Raw genomic sequence first — 13,482 nt, 5'->3', positions numbered from 1 at the left:
CGCCGATCACTTGAAGTGATTATGATTATCAATTAATAATCAATATCATTACTCGATCACTTGGCGATGATGTTGATGAAACCCGTCCTGCGCGAACTACCTTACCTGGAAAACTGGCGCTGGCTCAGCCGGCGCATTCGCTGCGCCCTCGAACCCAACGAGCCGCGCCTGATCGAGCACTACCTGGCCGAAGGGCGCTACCTGGTGTGCTGCACCGAAACTGCGCCATGGACCGTGGCATTGACATCGTTCCGCTTGCTGCTGGATACCGCCTGCGACCGCATGCTGCCTTGGCACTGGCGCTGCTTGTGCCTGGATCGAGCCTGGCGCCCGCTGCTCGACCTGCGCAAGCTGGACCGGCACGAGCAGAATCTACGGTGGCAGCCCTATGCCATGCAGTTGGCGAACTGCCAACTGCTGCCCTCGATTACCCCCGAAGAACTGATGCAAGGATTCGAACATGACTGATACCCGTATCGAGCGTGACAGCATGGGCGAGCTGCAGGTGCCGGCCAAAGCCCTGTATGGCGCTCAAACCCAGCGCGCGGTCGACAACTTTCCGATCAGCGGCCAGCGAATGCCGGCCCAGTTCATTCGCGCGCTATTGCTGGCCAAGGCCGCCGCAGCCAAGGCCAACGTGCAATTGCAGCAGCTCTCGCCGGGGCAGGGGCAGGCCATCGTTCAGGCGGTTGAGCAGCTGCTGGCAGAGAATTTCATTGAGCACTTCCCGGTGGATGTGTTCCAGACCGGCTCCGGCACTAGTTCGAACATGAATGCCAACGAAGTCATTGCTACCCTGGCCAGTCGCATCCTTGGGGAGCCGGTCAATGCCAATGACCATGTCAACTGTGGCCAAAGCAGCAACGACATCATTCCCACCACCATCCACGTCAGTGCGGCGCTAGCTTTGCACGAGCAACTGTTGCCGGCGTTGAGTCATCTGATTGAAGTGATCGAGGCCAAGTCAGCGCAGGTACATCGCTACGTGAAAACTGGCCGAACTCACCTGATGGATGCCATGCCAGTGCGCATGAGCCAGGTACTTGATGGCTGGGCAGCACAGATCAACGGCGCGAAAGCGCATATCCAGGCAACCTTGCCGAGCCTGCAGGCCCTAGCGCAAGGCGGCACCGCCGTAGGCACAGGGATCAATGCCCATCCGCAGTTCGCCGCGGTGTTCGCGCGTCAGTTGAGCGATATCGCCAAGGTCGAATTCACGCCTGGGCGTAATCTGTTCGCACTGATTGGCTCCCAAGACACCGCCGTTGCCCTCTCAGGGCAACTCAAGACAACCGCGGTCGCGTTGATGAAGATCGCCAACGATCTGCGCTGGATGAATTCAGGCCCGTTGGCTGGCTTGGGTGAAATCGAATTGCAGGGCTTGCAGCCCGGCTCCTCGATCATGCCTGGTAAGGTCAACCCGGTAATCCCGGAAGCCACTGCCATGGTCGCCGCCCAGGTGATCGGCAATGACGCCACCATCGCAGTGGCCGGCCAGTCGGGTAACTTCGAGCTCAACGTCATGCTGCCGGTCATCGCTCGCAACCTGTTGGAAAGCATCGAACTGATGGCCAATGCCAGCCGCCTGCTGGCGGACAAGGCGATCGCCGGTTTCAAGGTCAACGAAGCCCAGCTCAAGCAGGCCCTGGCTCGCAATCCGATCCTGGTCACCGCGCTGAACCCCATCATCGGCTATCTCAAGGCCGCAGAAATCGCCAAGTCTGCTTATCAGCAAGGTCGCCCGATCATCGATGTGGCGCTGGAACACACCGACCTCTCCCGCGATCAACTCGAGGCGTTGCTGGACCCAGAAAAACTGACCGCCGGCGGTATCTGACACGCCATAGGCACCGCGCTGGGGCCTGCAAGCTTGCTGGCCGGTCAGGCAGCGGTGCTGATTGCTCTTACCAAAGGAGTCCATTGATATGCCGCATACCCTGCCACCTTTGCCTTACGCCTATGATGCCCTGGAACCGCACATCGACGCGCAGACCATGGAGATTCACCATACAAAGCACCACCAGACTTACGTCAATGGTCTGAACGCCGCCCTCGAGGGCACCGAGTGGGCGCAGTGGCCAGCCGAGAAACTGGTCGGTGCGGTCAAGCAACTGCCCGAGAACCTGCGCGGCGCGGTCACCAATCATGGCGGCGGTCATGTCAACCACAGCTTGTTCTGGACGATCATGTCTGCTCAGGGTGGTGGGTTGCCACAAGGCCAGCTGGCCCGTGCCATTGACGCCGAGCTTGGGGGTTACCAAGCGTTCCAGGAGGCCTTCACCAAGGCCGCCCTGACCCGGTTCGGCAGTGGCTGGGCGTGGCTCAGCGTAACGCCACAGAACACGTTGATAGTTGAGAGCAGCGCGAATCAGGATAGCCCCCTGATGCACGGTAATACGCCGATTCTCGGGCTTGATGTGTGGGAGCACGCCTATTACCTGAAGTATCAAAACCGCAGGCCCGAATACATAGGGGCGTTCTACAACGTGATTGACTGGCCGCAAGTGGAGCGCCGCTATCTCGAAGCCTTGAAGTGAAGCGACCTGGCATGCGCGCTACAGTGATGGCCCTTGGCGGTGTCCGTCTGCTGCGCTTGGCGTTGGGTGTATTGCTGCTGGTAGCCGGTAGTGCGCTACTACTGGCCCGGGGCATGGCCTGGTTAGGCGTTTAGCCGATCGCGATCATCGCCCCTAACGTACTCGAGGTTTGCTTGGCGTGTAAGCAGGGGGGCGGGATACCCGATGCCGATCGCCGGAAGATGGGTTCCCTTGCAGGACGTCGCAAGCCCCGGGTACTTCACTCACCTTCGTCGAAGTAGTTGTTGATCAGTGCAACCAACGCTTCCAGCGCATCGTTATCCTGTTCACCCTCGGTGTGCAGGTGCACCTGCGTGCCTTTGCCCGCAGCCAGCATCATCACCGCCATGATGCTCTTGCCGTCGACCAGTTTGTCAGACGCACGGCCGACACGGACCTGGCAGGGGTATTTGCCGGCCACACCGACGAATTTGGCTGCCGCCCGAGCATGCAGGCCCAGCTTATTGATGATGGTGATTTCGCGGGCGGGCATGGTGCGGTAGATCCTGTGGGCTAGAGGTCGCGGTGGCGAACCTGGACGTTTTTCAGTGATTGCTGCAGCAGTTGGCCCAGGCGCTCGGTAATGTACACCGAGCGATGATGGCCCCCGGTGCAACCAATGGCGATGGTGACATAGGCGCGGTTGCTGGCCGCGAAGCGTGGCAACCATTTGAGCAGATAGCTGGAAATGTCGCTGAACATTTCTTCGACGTCTGGCTGTGCGGCCAGGTAATCGATGACCGGTTGTTCCAGGCCAGAGTGTTCGCGAAGCTCGGGTTTCCAGTAGGGGTTGGGTAGGCAGCGAACGTCGAAAACCAGGTCGGCATCGACCGGCATCCCACGTTTGAAGCCAAATGACTCGACCAGAAATGCAGTACCAGGCTCCGGTTGGTTGAGCAGGCGCAGTTTGATCGAATCGCGCAGTTGATAGAGGTTAAGGCTGGTGGTGTCGATCTTTAGATCGGCAAGGTCAGCGATAGGCCCAAGCAGCTCGCTTTCGACCCGGATCGCTTCGGCCAGCGAGCGATCGGCATTGGTCAGTGGATGGCGGCGGCGGGTTTCCGAGAAACGCTTGAGCAACGTGTCTTCGTCGGCGTCTAGATACAAGACATCGCATTGAATGTGACGCCCACGAGCATCGGCCAACAGTTCAGGGAAGCGGGACAGGTGGCTTGGCAGATTGCGCGCGTCGATTGACACTGCCACCTTCGGCTGCAGTAACTCGGTGTTGATCAACGCATTTTCGGCCAGCTGCGGTAAAAGGCCGGCAGGTAGGTTGTCGATGCAATAGAAGCCATTGTCTTCCAGCACATCCAGGGCGGTGCTCTTGCCGGAGCCGGAACGGCCGCTGACGATGATCAGGCGCATGTTCAGTGCTCGTTTTGTGCGTCCAGGACAACCTGGTACAGGGCCTCGCTGCTGCCGGCGGCGCGCAGCCGATCGCGAACCTCCTTGCGATCAAGCATGCTGGCGATCTGGCGCAGCAACTCAAGGTGTGCGTCGGTGGCTGCCTCAGGCACCAGCAGCACGAACAGCAGATCCACCGGGGCGCCATCGATTGCGTCATAGTCGATGGGCGCATCCAGATGCAACAAGGCACTCACCGGGGAAGAGCAGCCTGGAAGCCGGCAATGCGGGATGGCGATGCCATTGCCAAAGCCGGTCGAACCCAGTTTTTCGCGACCGATGAGCTTTTCGAAGACGTCTTGCATCTCAAGTTCGGGAACTTGTTCGGCGATCAGGTTGGCGACCTTTTCCAGGGCGCGCTTCTTACTGCCGCCCGGCACGTTCACGAGGGAACGGCCGGGGGTCAGGATGGTTTCAAGTCGGATCATGGATGAGAGGGATCAGCGAGCGGCTGCACCTTGCAGCAGGCTTTGCTGTTTTTCCTTGTGTTTTTTCAGTTGGCGGTCGAGCTTGTCGGCCAAGGCATCGATTGCTGCATACATGTCTTCGTGTTCGGCGTTGGCAACCACTTCACCGCCTGGAATCTGCAAGGTCGCTTCGACCTTTTGCTGCAGCTTCTCGACTTTCATGATGACCTGCACGTTGGTGATCTTGTCGAAGTGACTCTCCACGCGCGCGAGCTTTTCGAGCACATATTCACGCAGTGGCTGGGTGACTTCTACATGCTGTCCACTGATATTGACTTGCATACAGCTTCTCCTTTATTGCCCGTGCATAAAGAGGCAGGACTTGCACCTGCCCCACAAACGCTATGGCTCAACCAGGCGCTACATCAGTCGCTTGCGCTCGCTCGACGGTGCGATGCCGAGAGACTCGCGGTACTTGGCGACGGTGCGACGGGCTACCTGGATGCCTTGTGCCTCCAGTAAACCAGCGATCTTGCTGTCACTCAATGGCTTTTTCTGATTTTCCGCCGCAACCAGTTTTTTGATGATCGCGCGGATAGCCGTGGACGAGCATTCTCCGCCTTCGGCGGTGCTGACGTGGCTTGAGAAAAAGTATTTCAGTTCGTAGATGCCGCGCGGGGTGTGCATGAACTTCTGCGTGGTCACCCGCGAAATGGTCGACTCGTGCATGCCCACTGCTTCGGCGATGTCGTGCAGGACCAGCGGTTTCATCGCTTCGTCGCCGTGGTCGAGGAACCCGCGTTGATGCTCGACGATCTGGGTGGCGACCTTCATCAGCGTTTCGTTGCGGCTTTGCAGGCTCTTGATGAACCAACGCGCCTCTTGCAGCTGGTTGCGCATGAATGTGTTGTCAGCGCTGGTATCGGCGCGGCGCACGAAGCCGGCGTATTGCGGGTTCACGCGCAGGCGCGGGATCGCTTCCTGGTTCAGTTCCACCAGCCAGCGTTCGCTGTCCTTGCGCACGATCACGTCGGGTACCACGTATTCCGGCTCGCTCGACTCGATCTGCGAGCCCGGGCGCGGGTTTAGGCTCTGCACCAGCTCTATCACCTGACGCAGCTCGTCTTCCTTGAGCTTCATGCGGCGCATCAGTTGGCTGTAATCGCGGCTGCCGAGCAGGTCTATGAAGTCGGTCACCAGGCGCTGGGCTTCGCTCATCCACGGGGTGCTGGCCGGCAGTTGGCGCAATTGCAGCAGCAGGCACTCGCCCAACGTGCGGGCAGCGACGCCGGCCGGTTCGAACTGCTGGATGCGGTGCAGCACTGCTTCGACTTCGTCGAGCTCGATGTCCAGTTCTGGGTCGAAGCCTGCGCAGATTTCTTCGAGGGTATCTTCCAGGTAGCCCTGGTTATTGATGCTGTCGATCAGGGTGACAGCTATCAGGCGGTCAGTATCGGACATCGGGGCCAGGTTCAGCTGCCACAGCAGGTGGCTCTGCAGGCTTTCGCCGGCCGATGTTCGGGTAGTGAAATCCCACTCGTCGTCGTCATTGCTTGGCAGGCTGCTGGCGCTGGTCTGGTAGATATCTTCCCAGGCGGTATCGACCGGCAACTCGTTGGGGATTCGCTCGTTCCATTCTGCGTCTTCCAGGCTTTCGGCACTGCTGGTGCTTTCCTGGAAGCTAGTCTCCTGAACTTCGGCGGCTGGCTTGTTCTCGGCGTTGTCCGCCATGGGGTCGCTGTTGTCGAAGTCGTCGCCGTCTTCCTGACGTTCGAGCATGGGATTGGATTCCAGCGCCTCCTGGATTTCCTGTTGGAGGTCCAGGGTGGAGAGCTGAAGCAGACGGATGGCCTGTTGCAACTGCGGGGTCATCGTCAGTTGCTGGCCCATTTTTAGGACGAGCGATGGTTTCATGGCTGGGGCTTAATACCTTGTTCGCCGGCGCGCATGCGCCATCCACTACACGAGGGCGCCGGGGCGCCAAATCAAGCAAGTTTTATGCCTTAAAATGTAGCGTTTGCCTAGAGCGCTGTAACAACTTAAGCCCCCACTGGGGCACAGTGCCAGTGCTCCAGGCAGAACCTGCGGTCAGAGTCGGAACTCGTGACCCAGGTAAACCTCCTTGACCAGGTCGTTGGCCAGAATGGTCTCGGCGTCACCCTCGGCGATCAGTTGACCGTCATTGACGATGTAGGCGGTTTCGCAGATATCCAGGGTTTCACGCACATTGTGGTCGGTGATCAGCACCCCGATACCCTTGGCTTTGAGGTGATGAATGATCTGCTTGATGTCGCCCACGGAGATCGGGTCTACACCAGCGAACGGCTCGTCCAGCAGGATGAACTTAGGCGCAGTGGCCAGGGCGCGGGCGATTTCCACCCTTCGGCGTTCACCGCCGGACAGGCTCATGCCGAGGTTGTCGCGGATGTGGCTGATGTGGAATTCCTGGAGCAGGCTTTCCAGCTCTTTGCGCCGGCCCTCGCGGTCGATGTCCTTGCGGGTCTCGAGGATGGCCATGATGTTGTCGGCCACCGACAGCTTGCGGAAGATCGAAGCTTCCTGCGGCAGATAGCCGATGCCTGCACGGGCGCGCCCGTGCATGGGCTGGTGGCTGACATCGAGGGTGTCGATCAGTACGCGCCCCTGGTCGGCCTGCACCAGGCCCACGATCATGTAGAAGCAGGTGGTCTTGCCGGCGCCATTGGGGCCAAGCAGGCCGACGATCTGCCCGCTGTCGATCGACAGGCTGACATCACGTACCACTTGCCGGCCTTTGTAGCTCTTGGCCAGATGCTGGGCTTTGAGGGTTGCCATTTACTCGGCCTTCTTCTTAGGCTGGATCACCATGTCGATGCGCTGACGTGGCTGAGTCACGTTGCCACCGCGACCGGCGGTCGCAACCTGGGACTTGGTGTTGTAGACGATCTTCTCGCCCTCGGTGGTGTTGCCTTCGTTTTCGACCTTGGCGCGGTCAGTGAGGATAACCGTGTCTTTCTGCGCCTGGTACTGGATGGTCACCGCCCACCCCTTCATCTTGTCGGGCTTGGCCGTACTCTGCTGCTGTTCGAAATACGCCAGGTTGCCCACCGAAGTCACCACGTCGATGTCGCCATTGGCGGCGCGGGTCATGGTGACGGTGTTGCCTTTGATCATCATCGAGCCCTGGGTGATGATCACATCGCCGGTGTAGGTGGCCACGCCTTGCTTGTCGTCCAGGTGCGCGTTGTCGGCCTGGATACGGATAGGCTGGTCACGGTCGGTCGGCAGGGCGAAGGCGCTCGCGCTTCCCAGTGCTGCGCTCAGGCTGAGCAAAAGGGGGAGGGTTTTAACGAGCCTCATACTGTCCTCTTACGTTAGAGAGCAAGTCGATCTTGCTTTCTTTCAAATACGCTTTCATTCCCTTGCCTGTGGTTGTGCCACCGGCGCCGTCGATTCTAACGGCTTGCTCGGTCTGCGCATATTGCTTCTGTGGGAATACGGTCATGCGCGAGCTGGTGATGATGGTATCGCGCTGTTTTTCGTCGGTGCGGGCAATGCGCACGTTATCGATCAGTTCGACTTCGCTGCCGTCAGGGTTGACCTCGGCGCGAACGCTCTGCACATGCCATGGGTACTGGGTACCGCGGTACATGTGCAGGTCTGGCGTGGTCACCAGAGTGACCTCGCTGGCCTTGAGGTGCTCGACTTTGTCGGCAGTCATTTCGTACTGCAGTTTGCCGTCTGGCAGAAACTGCACGCTATGGGCGTTGATCGCATAGTAGTCGATGGCGCTTTCGTCGACCTGCGCCGCTGGCTCTTCCAGGAAGCGCTCGGGGCTGACATTCCAGTAACCGACGGCCGCCAGCAGCGCGGCAATGACCACGAACAGCGCGATGTTGCGGGCTTTCTTGCTGAGCATGGGCAGCCTTAAAGGTAGTTGGCGTTGGCAGCGTCCAGGGTGCCCTGGGCCTGCATGATCAGTTCACAGAACTCGCGAGCGGCGCCTTCACCGCCGCGTGCCTCGGTCACGCCATGGGCGTGCTGACGCACGAAAGGTGCAGCATTGGCCACTGCCATGCCCAACCCAACCCGGCGAATGACCGGCAGGTCCGGAAGGTCGTCGCCCAGGTAGGCGACCTGCTCATAGCTTAGGCCCAGTTCGGCAAGCAGACCGTCGAGCACCACCAGTTTGTCCTCGCGGCCCTGGTACAGGTGGGGTATGCCGAGGTTCCTGGCGCGGCGCTCGACCACCGGGGTCTTGCGCCCGCTGATGATGGCGGTGGTCACGCCAGATGCCATGAGCATCTTGATGCCATGGCCGTCGAGGGTGTTGAAGGTCTTGAATTCGCTGCCGTCTTCAAGGAAATACAGGCGCCCATCGGTGAGCACCCCGTCCACATCGAACACGGCGAGTTTGATGGCCTTGCCACGCTGCATCAGGTTCTGGTTCATCGTCATCGCTCCCGGTTACATCACCCCTGCGCGCAGCAGGTCATGCATGTTCAAAGCGCCGGTCGGTCGGTCGTTGCCATCGACCACCACCAGGGCGCTGATCTTGTGATCTTCCATGATCTTCAGCGCTTCGGCGGCGAGCATCTCGGCGCGGGCGGTCTTGCCGTGTACGGTCATCACTTCGTCGATCAGTGCGGTATGCACGTCGATGTTGCGGTCCAGGCTGCGGCGCAGGTCACCATCGGTGAAAATCCCTGCCAGGCTGCCGTCTTGCTCGAGCACCACGGTCATGCCCAGGCCTTTGCGGGACATTTCCAGCAGCGCATGCTTGAGCAGTGTACCGCGCTTGACCTGTGGCAGCTCGTCGCCCGCATGCATGACGTTCTCGACCTTGAGCAGCAGGCGGCGGCCCAGGGCGCCGCCTGGGTGCGAGAAGGCGAAATCTTCAGCGGTGAAGCCGCGCGCTTCGAGCAGGGCGATGGCCAGGGCGTCGCCCAGCACCAGCGCGGCAGTGGTGGAGGAGGTTGGTGCCAGGTTGAGCGGGCAGGCTTCGTGGGCGACCCGCGCATCAAGGTTGACCTCGGCAGCCTGGGCCAATGGTGAGTCCGGGTTGCCGGTAAGGCTGATCATCTTGATGCCAAGGCGCTTGATCAGCGGCAGCAGGGTCACGATTTCGCTCGTGCTGCCAGAATTGGACAACGCCAGGATCACATCGTCCTGGGTGATCATGCCCATGTCGCCGTGGCTGGCCTCGGCCGGGTGCACGAAGAAAGCAGGCGTGCCAGTGCTGGCCAGGGTGGCGGCGATCTTGTTGCCGATGTGCCCCGATTTGCCCATGCCGACTACAACCACTCGCCCGGTGCTGGCCAGGATCAGCTCGCAGGCCTTGACGAAGTTCGCGTCGATGCTGGCTGCCAGGCCTTGTATGGCCTCGAGTTCCAGGCGCAGTGTGCGCTGGGCGGACTGGATCAGCTCGTTGGATTGGCTCATGTAGAAAGCACTGCCTGATGAAAAGGCGGCGATTATAGCTGCAATGGAAGAAAGGCTCACCCACTCGATTGTCTGAACAATTGTCTGCAAACCCTGTCGCACCCCTGAATGACACGTTTCATGGCCTTGGGGCGCATGCCCAGCGGTGCTATAGTTCGCCGCTATTCGGCCTGCCGCGAGTGCATGTGTCTTCACGATGAAGGCCGGCGTCACTGAGTGCGAGGCTGCACTAGCAAGGAGTCTAGATGAGTGTGGATAGCGCCTACGCGGTCGAGTTGAAGGGGGTTACCTTCAAGCGCGGTTCGCGCAGCATTTTCAGCAATGTCGACATCCGTATCCCGCGTGGCAAAGTCACCGGGATCATGGGGCCGTCGGGTTGCGGCAAGACCACGCTGCTGCGCCTGATGGGCGCGCAGCTGAGGCCCTCGAGCGGTGAGGTCTGGGTAGCCGGGCAGAACCTGCCGAGCCTGTCGCGCAGCGATCTGTTCGACGCGCGCAAGCAGATGGGCGTGCTGTTCCAGAGCGGTGCGCTGTTCACCGACCTCGATGTGTTCGAGAACGTCGCATTTCCCCTGCGTGTGCATACCCAGCTTTCGGACGAAATGATCCGCGACATCGTGTTGATGAAGCTACAGGCCGTGGGTCTGCGCGGGGCTATCGACCTGATGCCGGACGAGCTCTCGGGTGGTATGAAGCGCCGTGTGGCACTGGCCCGGGCGATCGCTCTGGACCCGCAGATCCTCATGTATGATGAGCCGTTCGTCGGGCAGGACCCGATCGCCATGGGTGTGCTTGTGCGCCTGATCCGCCTGCTCAACGATGCCTTGGGCATTACCAGCATCGTGGTGTCTCACGACCTTGCCGAAACCGCCAGTATCGCGGATTACATCTATGTGGTCGGTGATGGCCAGGTGCTGGGCCAGGGCACGCCTGACGAACTGATGGGCTCGGACAACCCGCGCATTCGCCAATTCATGAAGGGCGACCCGGACGGCCCGGTTCCCTTCCATTTTCCTGCGCCTGACTACCGCGCCGATCTGCTGGGGGCGCGTTGATGCGCAGAAAATCCTTAATCGAACGTATTCGCCTGCTCGGGCGTTCGGCGATCGACGTGCTGGCTGTGCTCGGCCGCTCGTGCCTGTTCCTGTTCCATGCGCTGATTGGCCGTGGCGGTATCGGTGGCGGCTTCCAGTTGCTGACCAAGCAGCTGTACTCGGTAGGCGTGCTGTCGCTGGCGATCGTCGTGGTTTCCGGCATGTTCATCGGTATGGTGCTGGCCCTGCAGGGCTACAGCATCCTCACCAAGTACGGCTCGGAGCAGGCGGTGGGGCAGATGGTTGCCCTGACCCTGCTGCGTGAGCTCGGCCCGGTAGTCACTGCGTTGTTGTTCGCCGGCCGTGCAGGTTCTGCGCTGACTGCCGAAATCGGCAACATGAAGTCCACCGAGCAACTGTCGAGCCTGGAAATGATCGGCGTCGACCCGCTCAAGTACATCGTCGCACCGCGCCTGTGGGCGGGTTTCATCTCGTTGCCGCTGCTGGCGCTGATCTTCAGCGTGGTGGGCATCTGGGGTGGCTCCTGGGTGGCGGTCGACTGGCTGGGCGTTTATGAAGGCTCGTTCTGGGCCAACATGCAGAACAGCGTTTCCTTTACCGACGACGTGCTCAATGGGCTGATCAAGAGCCTGGTGTTCGCCTTCGTCACCACCTGGATTGCCGTTTTCCAGGGCTACGACTGCGAACCCACCTCAGAGGGGATCAGCCGTGCCACCACCAAGACCGTGGTCTACGCCTCGCTGGCAGTGCTGGGTCTGGACTTTATTCTGACCGCCTTGATGTTTGGAGATTTCTGATGCAAAACCGCACCCTGGAAATCGGTGTCGGCCTGTTCCTTCTGGCCGGGATTCTGGCGCTGCTGCTGCTGGCTCTGCGTGTCAGCGGGCTGTCGGCCAGCCCGACCAGCGATACCTATAAAGTTTATGCGTACTTCGACAATATCGCCGGTTTGACTGTCAGAGCTAAGGTGACCATGGCGGGTGTGACCATCGGCAAGGTCACCGCCATCGATCTGGACCGTGATTCCTTCACCGGCCGGGTAACGCTGCAGCTGGACAAGTCGGTGAACAATTTGCCGACCGATTCCACTGCCTCGATCCTGACCGCCGGTTTGCTTGGCGAGAAATACATCGGCATCAGTGTGGGCGGTGAAGAAGAGGTGCTCAAAGACGGCTCGACCATCCACGACACTCAGTCGGCGCTGGTGCTGGAAGATCTGATTGGCAAGTTCCTGCTCAATTCCGTTGGCAAGGAACCTAAAGAAGCACAACCGGCTAATTAAGGAGTATCCATGATTTCGATCCTGCGACGTGGCTTGCTGGTATTGCTGGCGGCCTTCCCTCTGATGGCGCTGGCCGCGCAATCGCCGCACGAGGTGGTGCAGAGCACCACCAACGAGCTACTGGGCGACCTGAAGGCCAACAAGGAGCAGTACAAAGCCAATCCCAATGCGTTCTACGACGCGCTGAACCGCATCCTTGGGCCGGTGGTGGATGCCGAGGGCATTTCCAAAAGCATCATGACCGTCAAGTATTCGCGCAAGGCAACGCCCGAGCAGATGCAGCGTTTTCAGGAGAACTTCAAGCGCAGCCTGATGCAGTTCTATGGCAACGCACTGCTGGAGTACAACAACCAGGGCATCACCGTCGACCCGGCCAAGGCTGACGACGGCAAGCGCGCCAGTGTCGGTATGAAGGTCACCGGCAACAACGGTGCGGTGTACCCGGTGCAGTACACCCTGGAAAACCTCGGCGGCGAGTGGAAAGTGCGTAACGTGATCGTCAACGGCATCAATGTCGGCAAGTTGTTCCGCGATCAGTTCGCCGATGCCATGCAGCGCAATGGCAACGACCTGGACAAGACCATCGATGGCTGGGCTGGCGAAGTGGCCAAGGCCAAGCAGACCGCCGAAACCTCGCCAGACAAGGCTGTTAAATGAGCCAGGCCGCTGTAACCATGGCCGAGCCGGGCGTGCTGCGCCTGGCTGGCGAGCTGGATTACCGCAGCGGGCCGGCCCTGCGCAAGCAGGGCAAGTCGTTGATCGAGCGTTGCCGTGAGGCCCGGCTGGTGCTGGATTGCTCGGCGGTGGCGCGCTCGACCAGCGTCGGCCTGTCGCTGCTGCTGGCCTTCATTCGTGACGCGCAGGCAGCCGGCAAGGCCTTCGAGGTGCGTGGGATGCCCGAAGACATGCGCGAAATCGCCGGGGTTTATGACCTCGACGAGGTGCTGGCAAACTGATGCATTGGTGGTAAAGCGAGGCCCCTCGGTCGCGTGCCCTCTCGTTGGGCTTCGCAGGCGAGGGGCTTTTTTGTATGATGGCCGACCCGTGCGCATCGGGCGCCGATTGAGGTTGAGCATGCAGGCCGTAGAAGTTAAGAGCTTCCTTGAAGAAAAATTGCCCGGGTCCCGGGTCGAAGTTGAAGGCGAAGGCTGCAACTTCCAGTTGAACGTGATCAGCGACGAGTTGGCTGGCCTGAGCCCGGTCAAACGTCAGCAGGCGATCTACGCTCATCTGAATCCGTGGATCGCCAATGGCAGCATCCACGCGGTAACCATGAAATTTTTCAGCAGCGCAGCCTGGGCTGAGCGCACCTGAGCCAACGTGGCGGCGAGACT

At 60.2% G+C, this 13,482-nt stretch carries 20 protein-coding genes; 10 read left to right on the top strand and 10 right to left on the bottom strand.

The annotated features are described in order from the left end of the window. The first annotated feature begins 66 nt into the window (after positions 1-66). The 4 genes from HU725_RS18450 (at position 67) to HU725_RS22980 (ending at position 2,671) form a co-directional block, all read left to right on the top strand. Positions 67-468 carry a hypothetical protein gene (locus HU725_RS18450; protein WP_060478768.1) on the top strand — a complete coding sequence of 134 codons (402 nt, stop codon included), beginning with the start codon at positions 67-69 and terminating at the stop codon, positions 466-468. Further along, positions 461-1,837 (top strand): class II fumarate hydratase, encoded by a 1,377-nt coding sequence (locus HU725_RS18445; protein WP_186477690.1) that lies wholly within the window; start codon positions 461-463, stop codon positions 1,835-1,837. Before HU725_RS18450 ends, HU725_RS18445 begins: the two co-directional genes overlap by 8 nt. An 88-nt stretch (positions 1,838-1,925) precedes the next feature. Beyond that, a complete protein-coding gene (locus HU725_RS18440) occupies positions 1,926-2,537 on the top strand; it encodes a superoxide dismutase (protein WP_186477691.1) in 612 nt (203 codons plus the stop codon). Positions 2,538-2,548: 11 nt separating this feature from the next. Next, complete coding sequence (locus HU725_RS22980) at positions 2,549-2,671, top strand: hypothetical protein (protein WP_261744066.1); 123 nt, start codon at positions 2,549-2,551, stop codon at positions 2,669-2,671. 125 nt (positions 2,672-2,796) lie between these two features. On the opposite strand, the gene HU725_RS18435 is transcribed toward HU725_RS22980, so the two are convergent. The 10 genes from HU725_RS18435 to HU725_RS18390 form a co-directional block, all read right to left on the bottom strand. Beyond that, entirely contained in the window at positions 2,797-3,069 is a 273-nt protein-coding gene (locus HU725_RS18435; protein WP_186477692.1) for an HPr family phosphocarrier protein, read from the bottom strand. Positions 3,070-3,089: 20 nt separating this feature from the next. Continuing rightward, a complete protein-coding gene (gene rapZ, locus HU725_RS18430; RefSeq protein WP_186477693.1) occupies positions 3,090-3,944 on the bottom strand; it encodes an RNase adapter RapZ in 855 nt (284 codons plus the stop codon). A gap of 2 nt (positions 3,945-3,946) precedes the next feature. Then, positions 3,947-4,411 carry a PTS IIA-like nitrogen regulatory protein PtsN gene (gene ptsN, locus HU725_RS18425; RefSeq protein WP_060478763.1) on the bottom strand — a complete coding sequence of 155 codons (465 nt, stop codon included), beginning with the start codon at positions 4,409-4,411 and terminating at the stop codon, positions 3,947-3,949. Positions 4,412-4,423: 12 nt separating this feature from the next. Further along, the gene (hpf, locus tag HU725_RS18420; protein WP_060478762.1) at positions 4,424-4,732 is read right to left on the bottom strand and encodes a ribosome hibernation-promoting factor, HPF/YfiA family; all 309 of its coding nucleotides are present in this window, start codon (positions 4,730-4,732) and stop codon (positions 4,424-4,426) included. A 78-nt stretch (positions 4,733-4,810) separates the two neighbouring features. After that, complete coding sequence (locus HU725_RS18415; protein ID WP_186477694.1) at positions 4,811-6,304, bottom strand: RNA polymerase factor sigma-54; 1,494 nt, start codon at positions 6,302-6,304, stop codon at positions 4,811-4,813. Between the two features lie 174 nt (positions 6,305-6,478). Next, positions 6,479-7,204 (bottom strand): LPS export ABC transporter ATP-binding protein, encoded by a 726-nt coding sequence (gene lptB / locus HU725_RS18410; protein ID WP_060478760.1) that lies wholly within the window; start codon positions 7,202-7,204, stop codon positions 6,479-6,481. Beyond that, positions 7,205-7,729: a lipopolysaccharide transport periplasmic protein LptA gene (lptA, locus tag HU725_RS18405; RefSeq protein WP_008092470.1), complete on the bottom strand. Its 525-nt coding sequence runs from the start codon at positions 7,727-7,729 to the stop codon at positions 7,205-7,207. Next, positions 7,716-8,288, bottom strand: coding sequence for an LPS export ABC transporter periplasmic protein LptC (lptC, locus tag HU725_RS18400; protein WP_060478759.1), 573 nt, complete (start codon positions 8,286-8,288; stop codon positions 7,716-7,718). Before lptC ends, lptA begins: the two co-directional genes overlap by 14 nt. An 8-nt stretch (positions 8,289-8,296) precedes the next feature. Then, positions 8,297-8,821 carry a KdsC family phosphatase gene (locus HU725_RS18395; protein ID WP_186477695.1) on the bottom strand — a complete coding sequence of 175 codons (525 nt, stop codon included), beginning with the start codon at positions 8,819-8,821 and terminating at the stop codon, positions 8,297-8,299. Between the two features lie 15 nt (positions 8,822-8,836). After that, complete coding sequence (locus HU725_RS18390) at positions 8,837-9,811, bottom strand: KpsF/GutQ family sugar-phosphate isomerase (RefSeq protein WP_186477696.1); 975 nt, start codon at positions 9,809-9,811, stop codon at positions 8,837-8,839. A gap of 245 nt (positions 9,812-10,056) precedes the next feature. Between HU725_RS18390 and HU725_RS18385 the strand changes: the two genes are divergently transcribed. From HU725_RS18385 to HU725_RS18360, 6 genes are all read left to right on the top strand, one after another. Further along, positions 10,057-10,866, top strand: coding sequence for an ATP-binding cassette domain-containing protein (locus HU725_RS18385; protein WP_043213285.1), 810 nt, complete (start codon positions 10,057-10,059; stop codon positions 10,864-10,866). After that, the gene (gene mlaE, locus HU725_RS18380; RefSeq protein ID WP_186477697.1) at positions 10,866-11,663 is read left to right on the top strand and encodes a lipid asymmetry maintenance ABC transporter permease subunit MlaE; all 798 of its coding nucleotides are present in this window, start codon (positions 10,866-10,868) and stop codon (positions 11,661-11,663) included. Before HU725_RS18385 ends, mlaE begins: the two co-directional genes overlap by 1 nt. Further along, positions 11,663-12,148: an outer membrane lipid asymmetry maintenance protein MlaD gene (gene mlaD, locus HU725_RS18375; RefSeq protein WP_060478755.1), complete on the top strand. Its 486-nt coding sequence runs from the start codon at positions 11,663-11,665 to the stop codon at positions 12,146-12,148. The genes mlaE and mlaD overlap by 1 nt, the downstream gene beginning before the upstream one ends. Before the next feature lie 9 nt (positions 12,149-12,157). Then, positions 12,158-12,805, top strand: coding sequence for an MlaC/ttg2D family ABC transporter substrate-binding protein (locus tag HU725_RS18370; protein WP_060478754.1), 648 nt, complete (start codon positions 12,158-12,160; stop codon positions 12,803-12,805). Next, on the top strand, positions 12,802-13,104 hold the full coding sequence (locus HU725_RS18365; protein ID WP_186477698.1) for an STAS domain-containing protein: 303 nt from the start codon (positions 12,802-12,804) through the stop codon (positions 13,102-13,104). The genes HU725_RS18370 and HU725_RS18365 overlap by 4 nt, the downstream gene beginning before the upstream one ends. A 118-nt stretch (positions 13,105-13,222) precedes the next feature. Continuing rightward, the gene (locus tag HU725_RS18360; protein ID WP_003255121.1) at positions 13,223-13,462 is read left to right on the top strand and encodes a BolA family protein; all 240 of its coding nucleotides are present in this window, start codon (positions 13,223-13,225) and stop codon (positions 13,460-13,462) included. Positions 13,463-13,482: the final 20 nt, after the last annotated feature.

The organism is Pseudomonas promysalinigenes, assembly GCF_014269025.2.
Classification (GTDB): domain Bacteria; phylum Pseudomonadota; class Gammaproteobacteria; order Pseudomonadales; family Pseudomonadaceae; genus Aquipseudomonas; species Aquipseudomonas promysalinigenes.
This window is presented reverse-complemented; position numbering and strand designations above follow the sequence as displayed.

What these genes read in the sequence shown, in the direction of transcription:
- HU725_RS18360 (WP_003255121.1), top strand. Translation starts at nt 13,223, where the DNA reads ATGCAGGCCGTAGAAGTTAAGAGCTTCCTTGAAGAAAAATTGCCCGGG.
- lptA (WP_008092470.1), bottom strand. Translation starts at nt 7,729, where the DNA reads ATGAGGCTCGTTAAAACCCTCCCCCTTTTGCTCAGCCTGAGCGCAGCA.
- rapZ (WP_186477693.1), bottom strand. Translation starts at nt 3,944, where the DNA reads ATGCGCCTGATCATCGTCAGCGGCCGTTCCGGCTCCGGCAAGAGCACC.
- HU725_RS18395 (WP_186477695.1), bottom strand. Translation starts at nt 8,821, where the DNA reads ATGAACCAGAACCTGATGCAGCGTGGCAAGGCCATCAAACTCGCCGTG.
- ptsN (WP_060478763.1), bottom strand. Translation starts at nt 4,411, where the DNA reads ATGATCCGACTTGAAACCATCCTGACCCCCGGCCGTTCCCTCGTGAAC.
- HU725_RS18365 (WP_186477698.1), top strand. Translation starts at nt 12,802, where the DNA reads ATGAGCCAGGCCGCTGTAACCATGGCCGAGCCGGGCGTGCTGCGCCTG.
- HU725_RS18445 (WP_186477690.1), top strand. Translation starts at nt 461, where the DNA reads ATGACTGATACCCGTATCGAGCGTGACAGCATGGGCGAGCTGCAGGTG.
- mlaD (WP_060478755.1), top strand. Translation starts at nt 11,663, where the DNA reads ATGCAAAACCGCACCCTGGAAATCGGTGTCGGCCTGTTCCTTCTGGCC.
- HU725_RS22980 (WP_261744066.1), top strand. Translation starts at nt 2,549, where the DNA reads ATGCGCGCTACAGTGATGGCCCTTGGCGGTGTCCGTCTGCTGCGCTTG.
- HU725_RS18385 (WP_043213285.1), top strand. Translation starts at nt 10,057, where the DNA reads ATGAGTGTGGATAGCGCCTACGCGGTCGAGTTGAAGGGGGTTACCTTC.
- HU725_RS18435 (WP_186477692.1), bottom strand. Translation starts at nt 3,069, where the DNA reads ATGCCCGCCCGCGAAATCACCATCATCAATAAGCTGGGCCTGCATGCT.
- hpf (WP_060478762.1), bottom strand. Translation starts at nt 4,732, where the DNA reads ATGCAAGTCAATATCAGTGGACAGCATGTAGAAGTCACCCAGCCACTG.
- HU725_RS18450 (WP_060478768.1), top strand. Translation starts at nt 67, where the DNA reads ATGATGTTGATGAAACCCGTCCTGCGCGAACTACCTTACCTGGAAAAC.
- HU725_RS18415 (WP_186477694.1), bottom strand. Translation starts at nt 6,304, where the DNA reads ATGAAACCATCGCTCGTCCTAAAAATGGGCCAGCAACTGACGATGACC.
- lptC (WP_060478759.1), bottom strand. Translation starts at nt 8,288, where the DNA reads ATGCTCAGCAAGAAAGCCCGCAACATCGCGCTGTTCGTGGTCATTGCC.
- HU725_RS18370 (WP_060478754.1), top strand. Translation starts at nt 12,158, where the DNA reads ATGATTTCGATCCTGCGACGTGGCTTGCTGGTATTGCTGGCGGCCTTC.
- mlaE (WP_186477697.1), top strand. Translation starts at nt 10,866, where the DNA reads ATGCGCAGAAAATCCTTAATCGAACGTATTCGCCTGCTCGGGCGTTCG.
- HU725_RS18440 (WP_186477691.1), top strand. Translation starts at nt 1,926, where the DNA reads ATGCCGCATACCCTGCCACCTTTGCCTTACGCCTATGATGCCCTGGAA.
- HU725_RS18390 (WP_186477696.1), bottom strand. Translation starts at nt 9,811, where the DNA reads ATGAGCCAATCCAACGAGCTGATCCAGTCCGCCCAGCGCACACTGCGC.
- lptB (WP_060478760.1), bottom strand. Translation starts at nt 7,204, where the DNA reads ATGGCAACCCTCAAAGCCCAGCATCTGGCCAAGAGCTACAAAGGCCGG.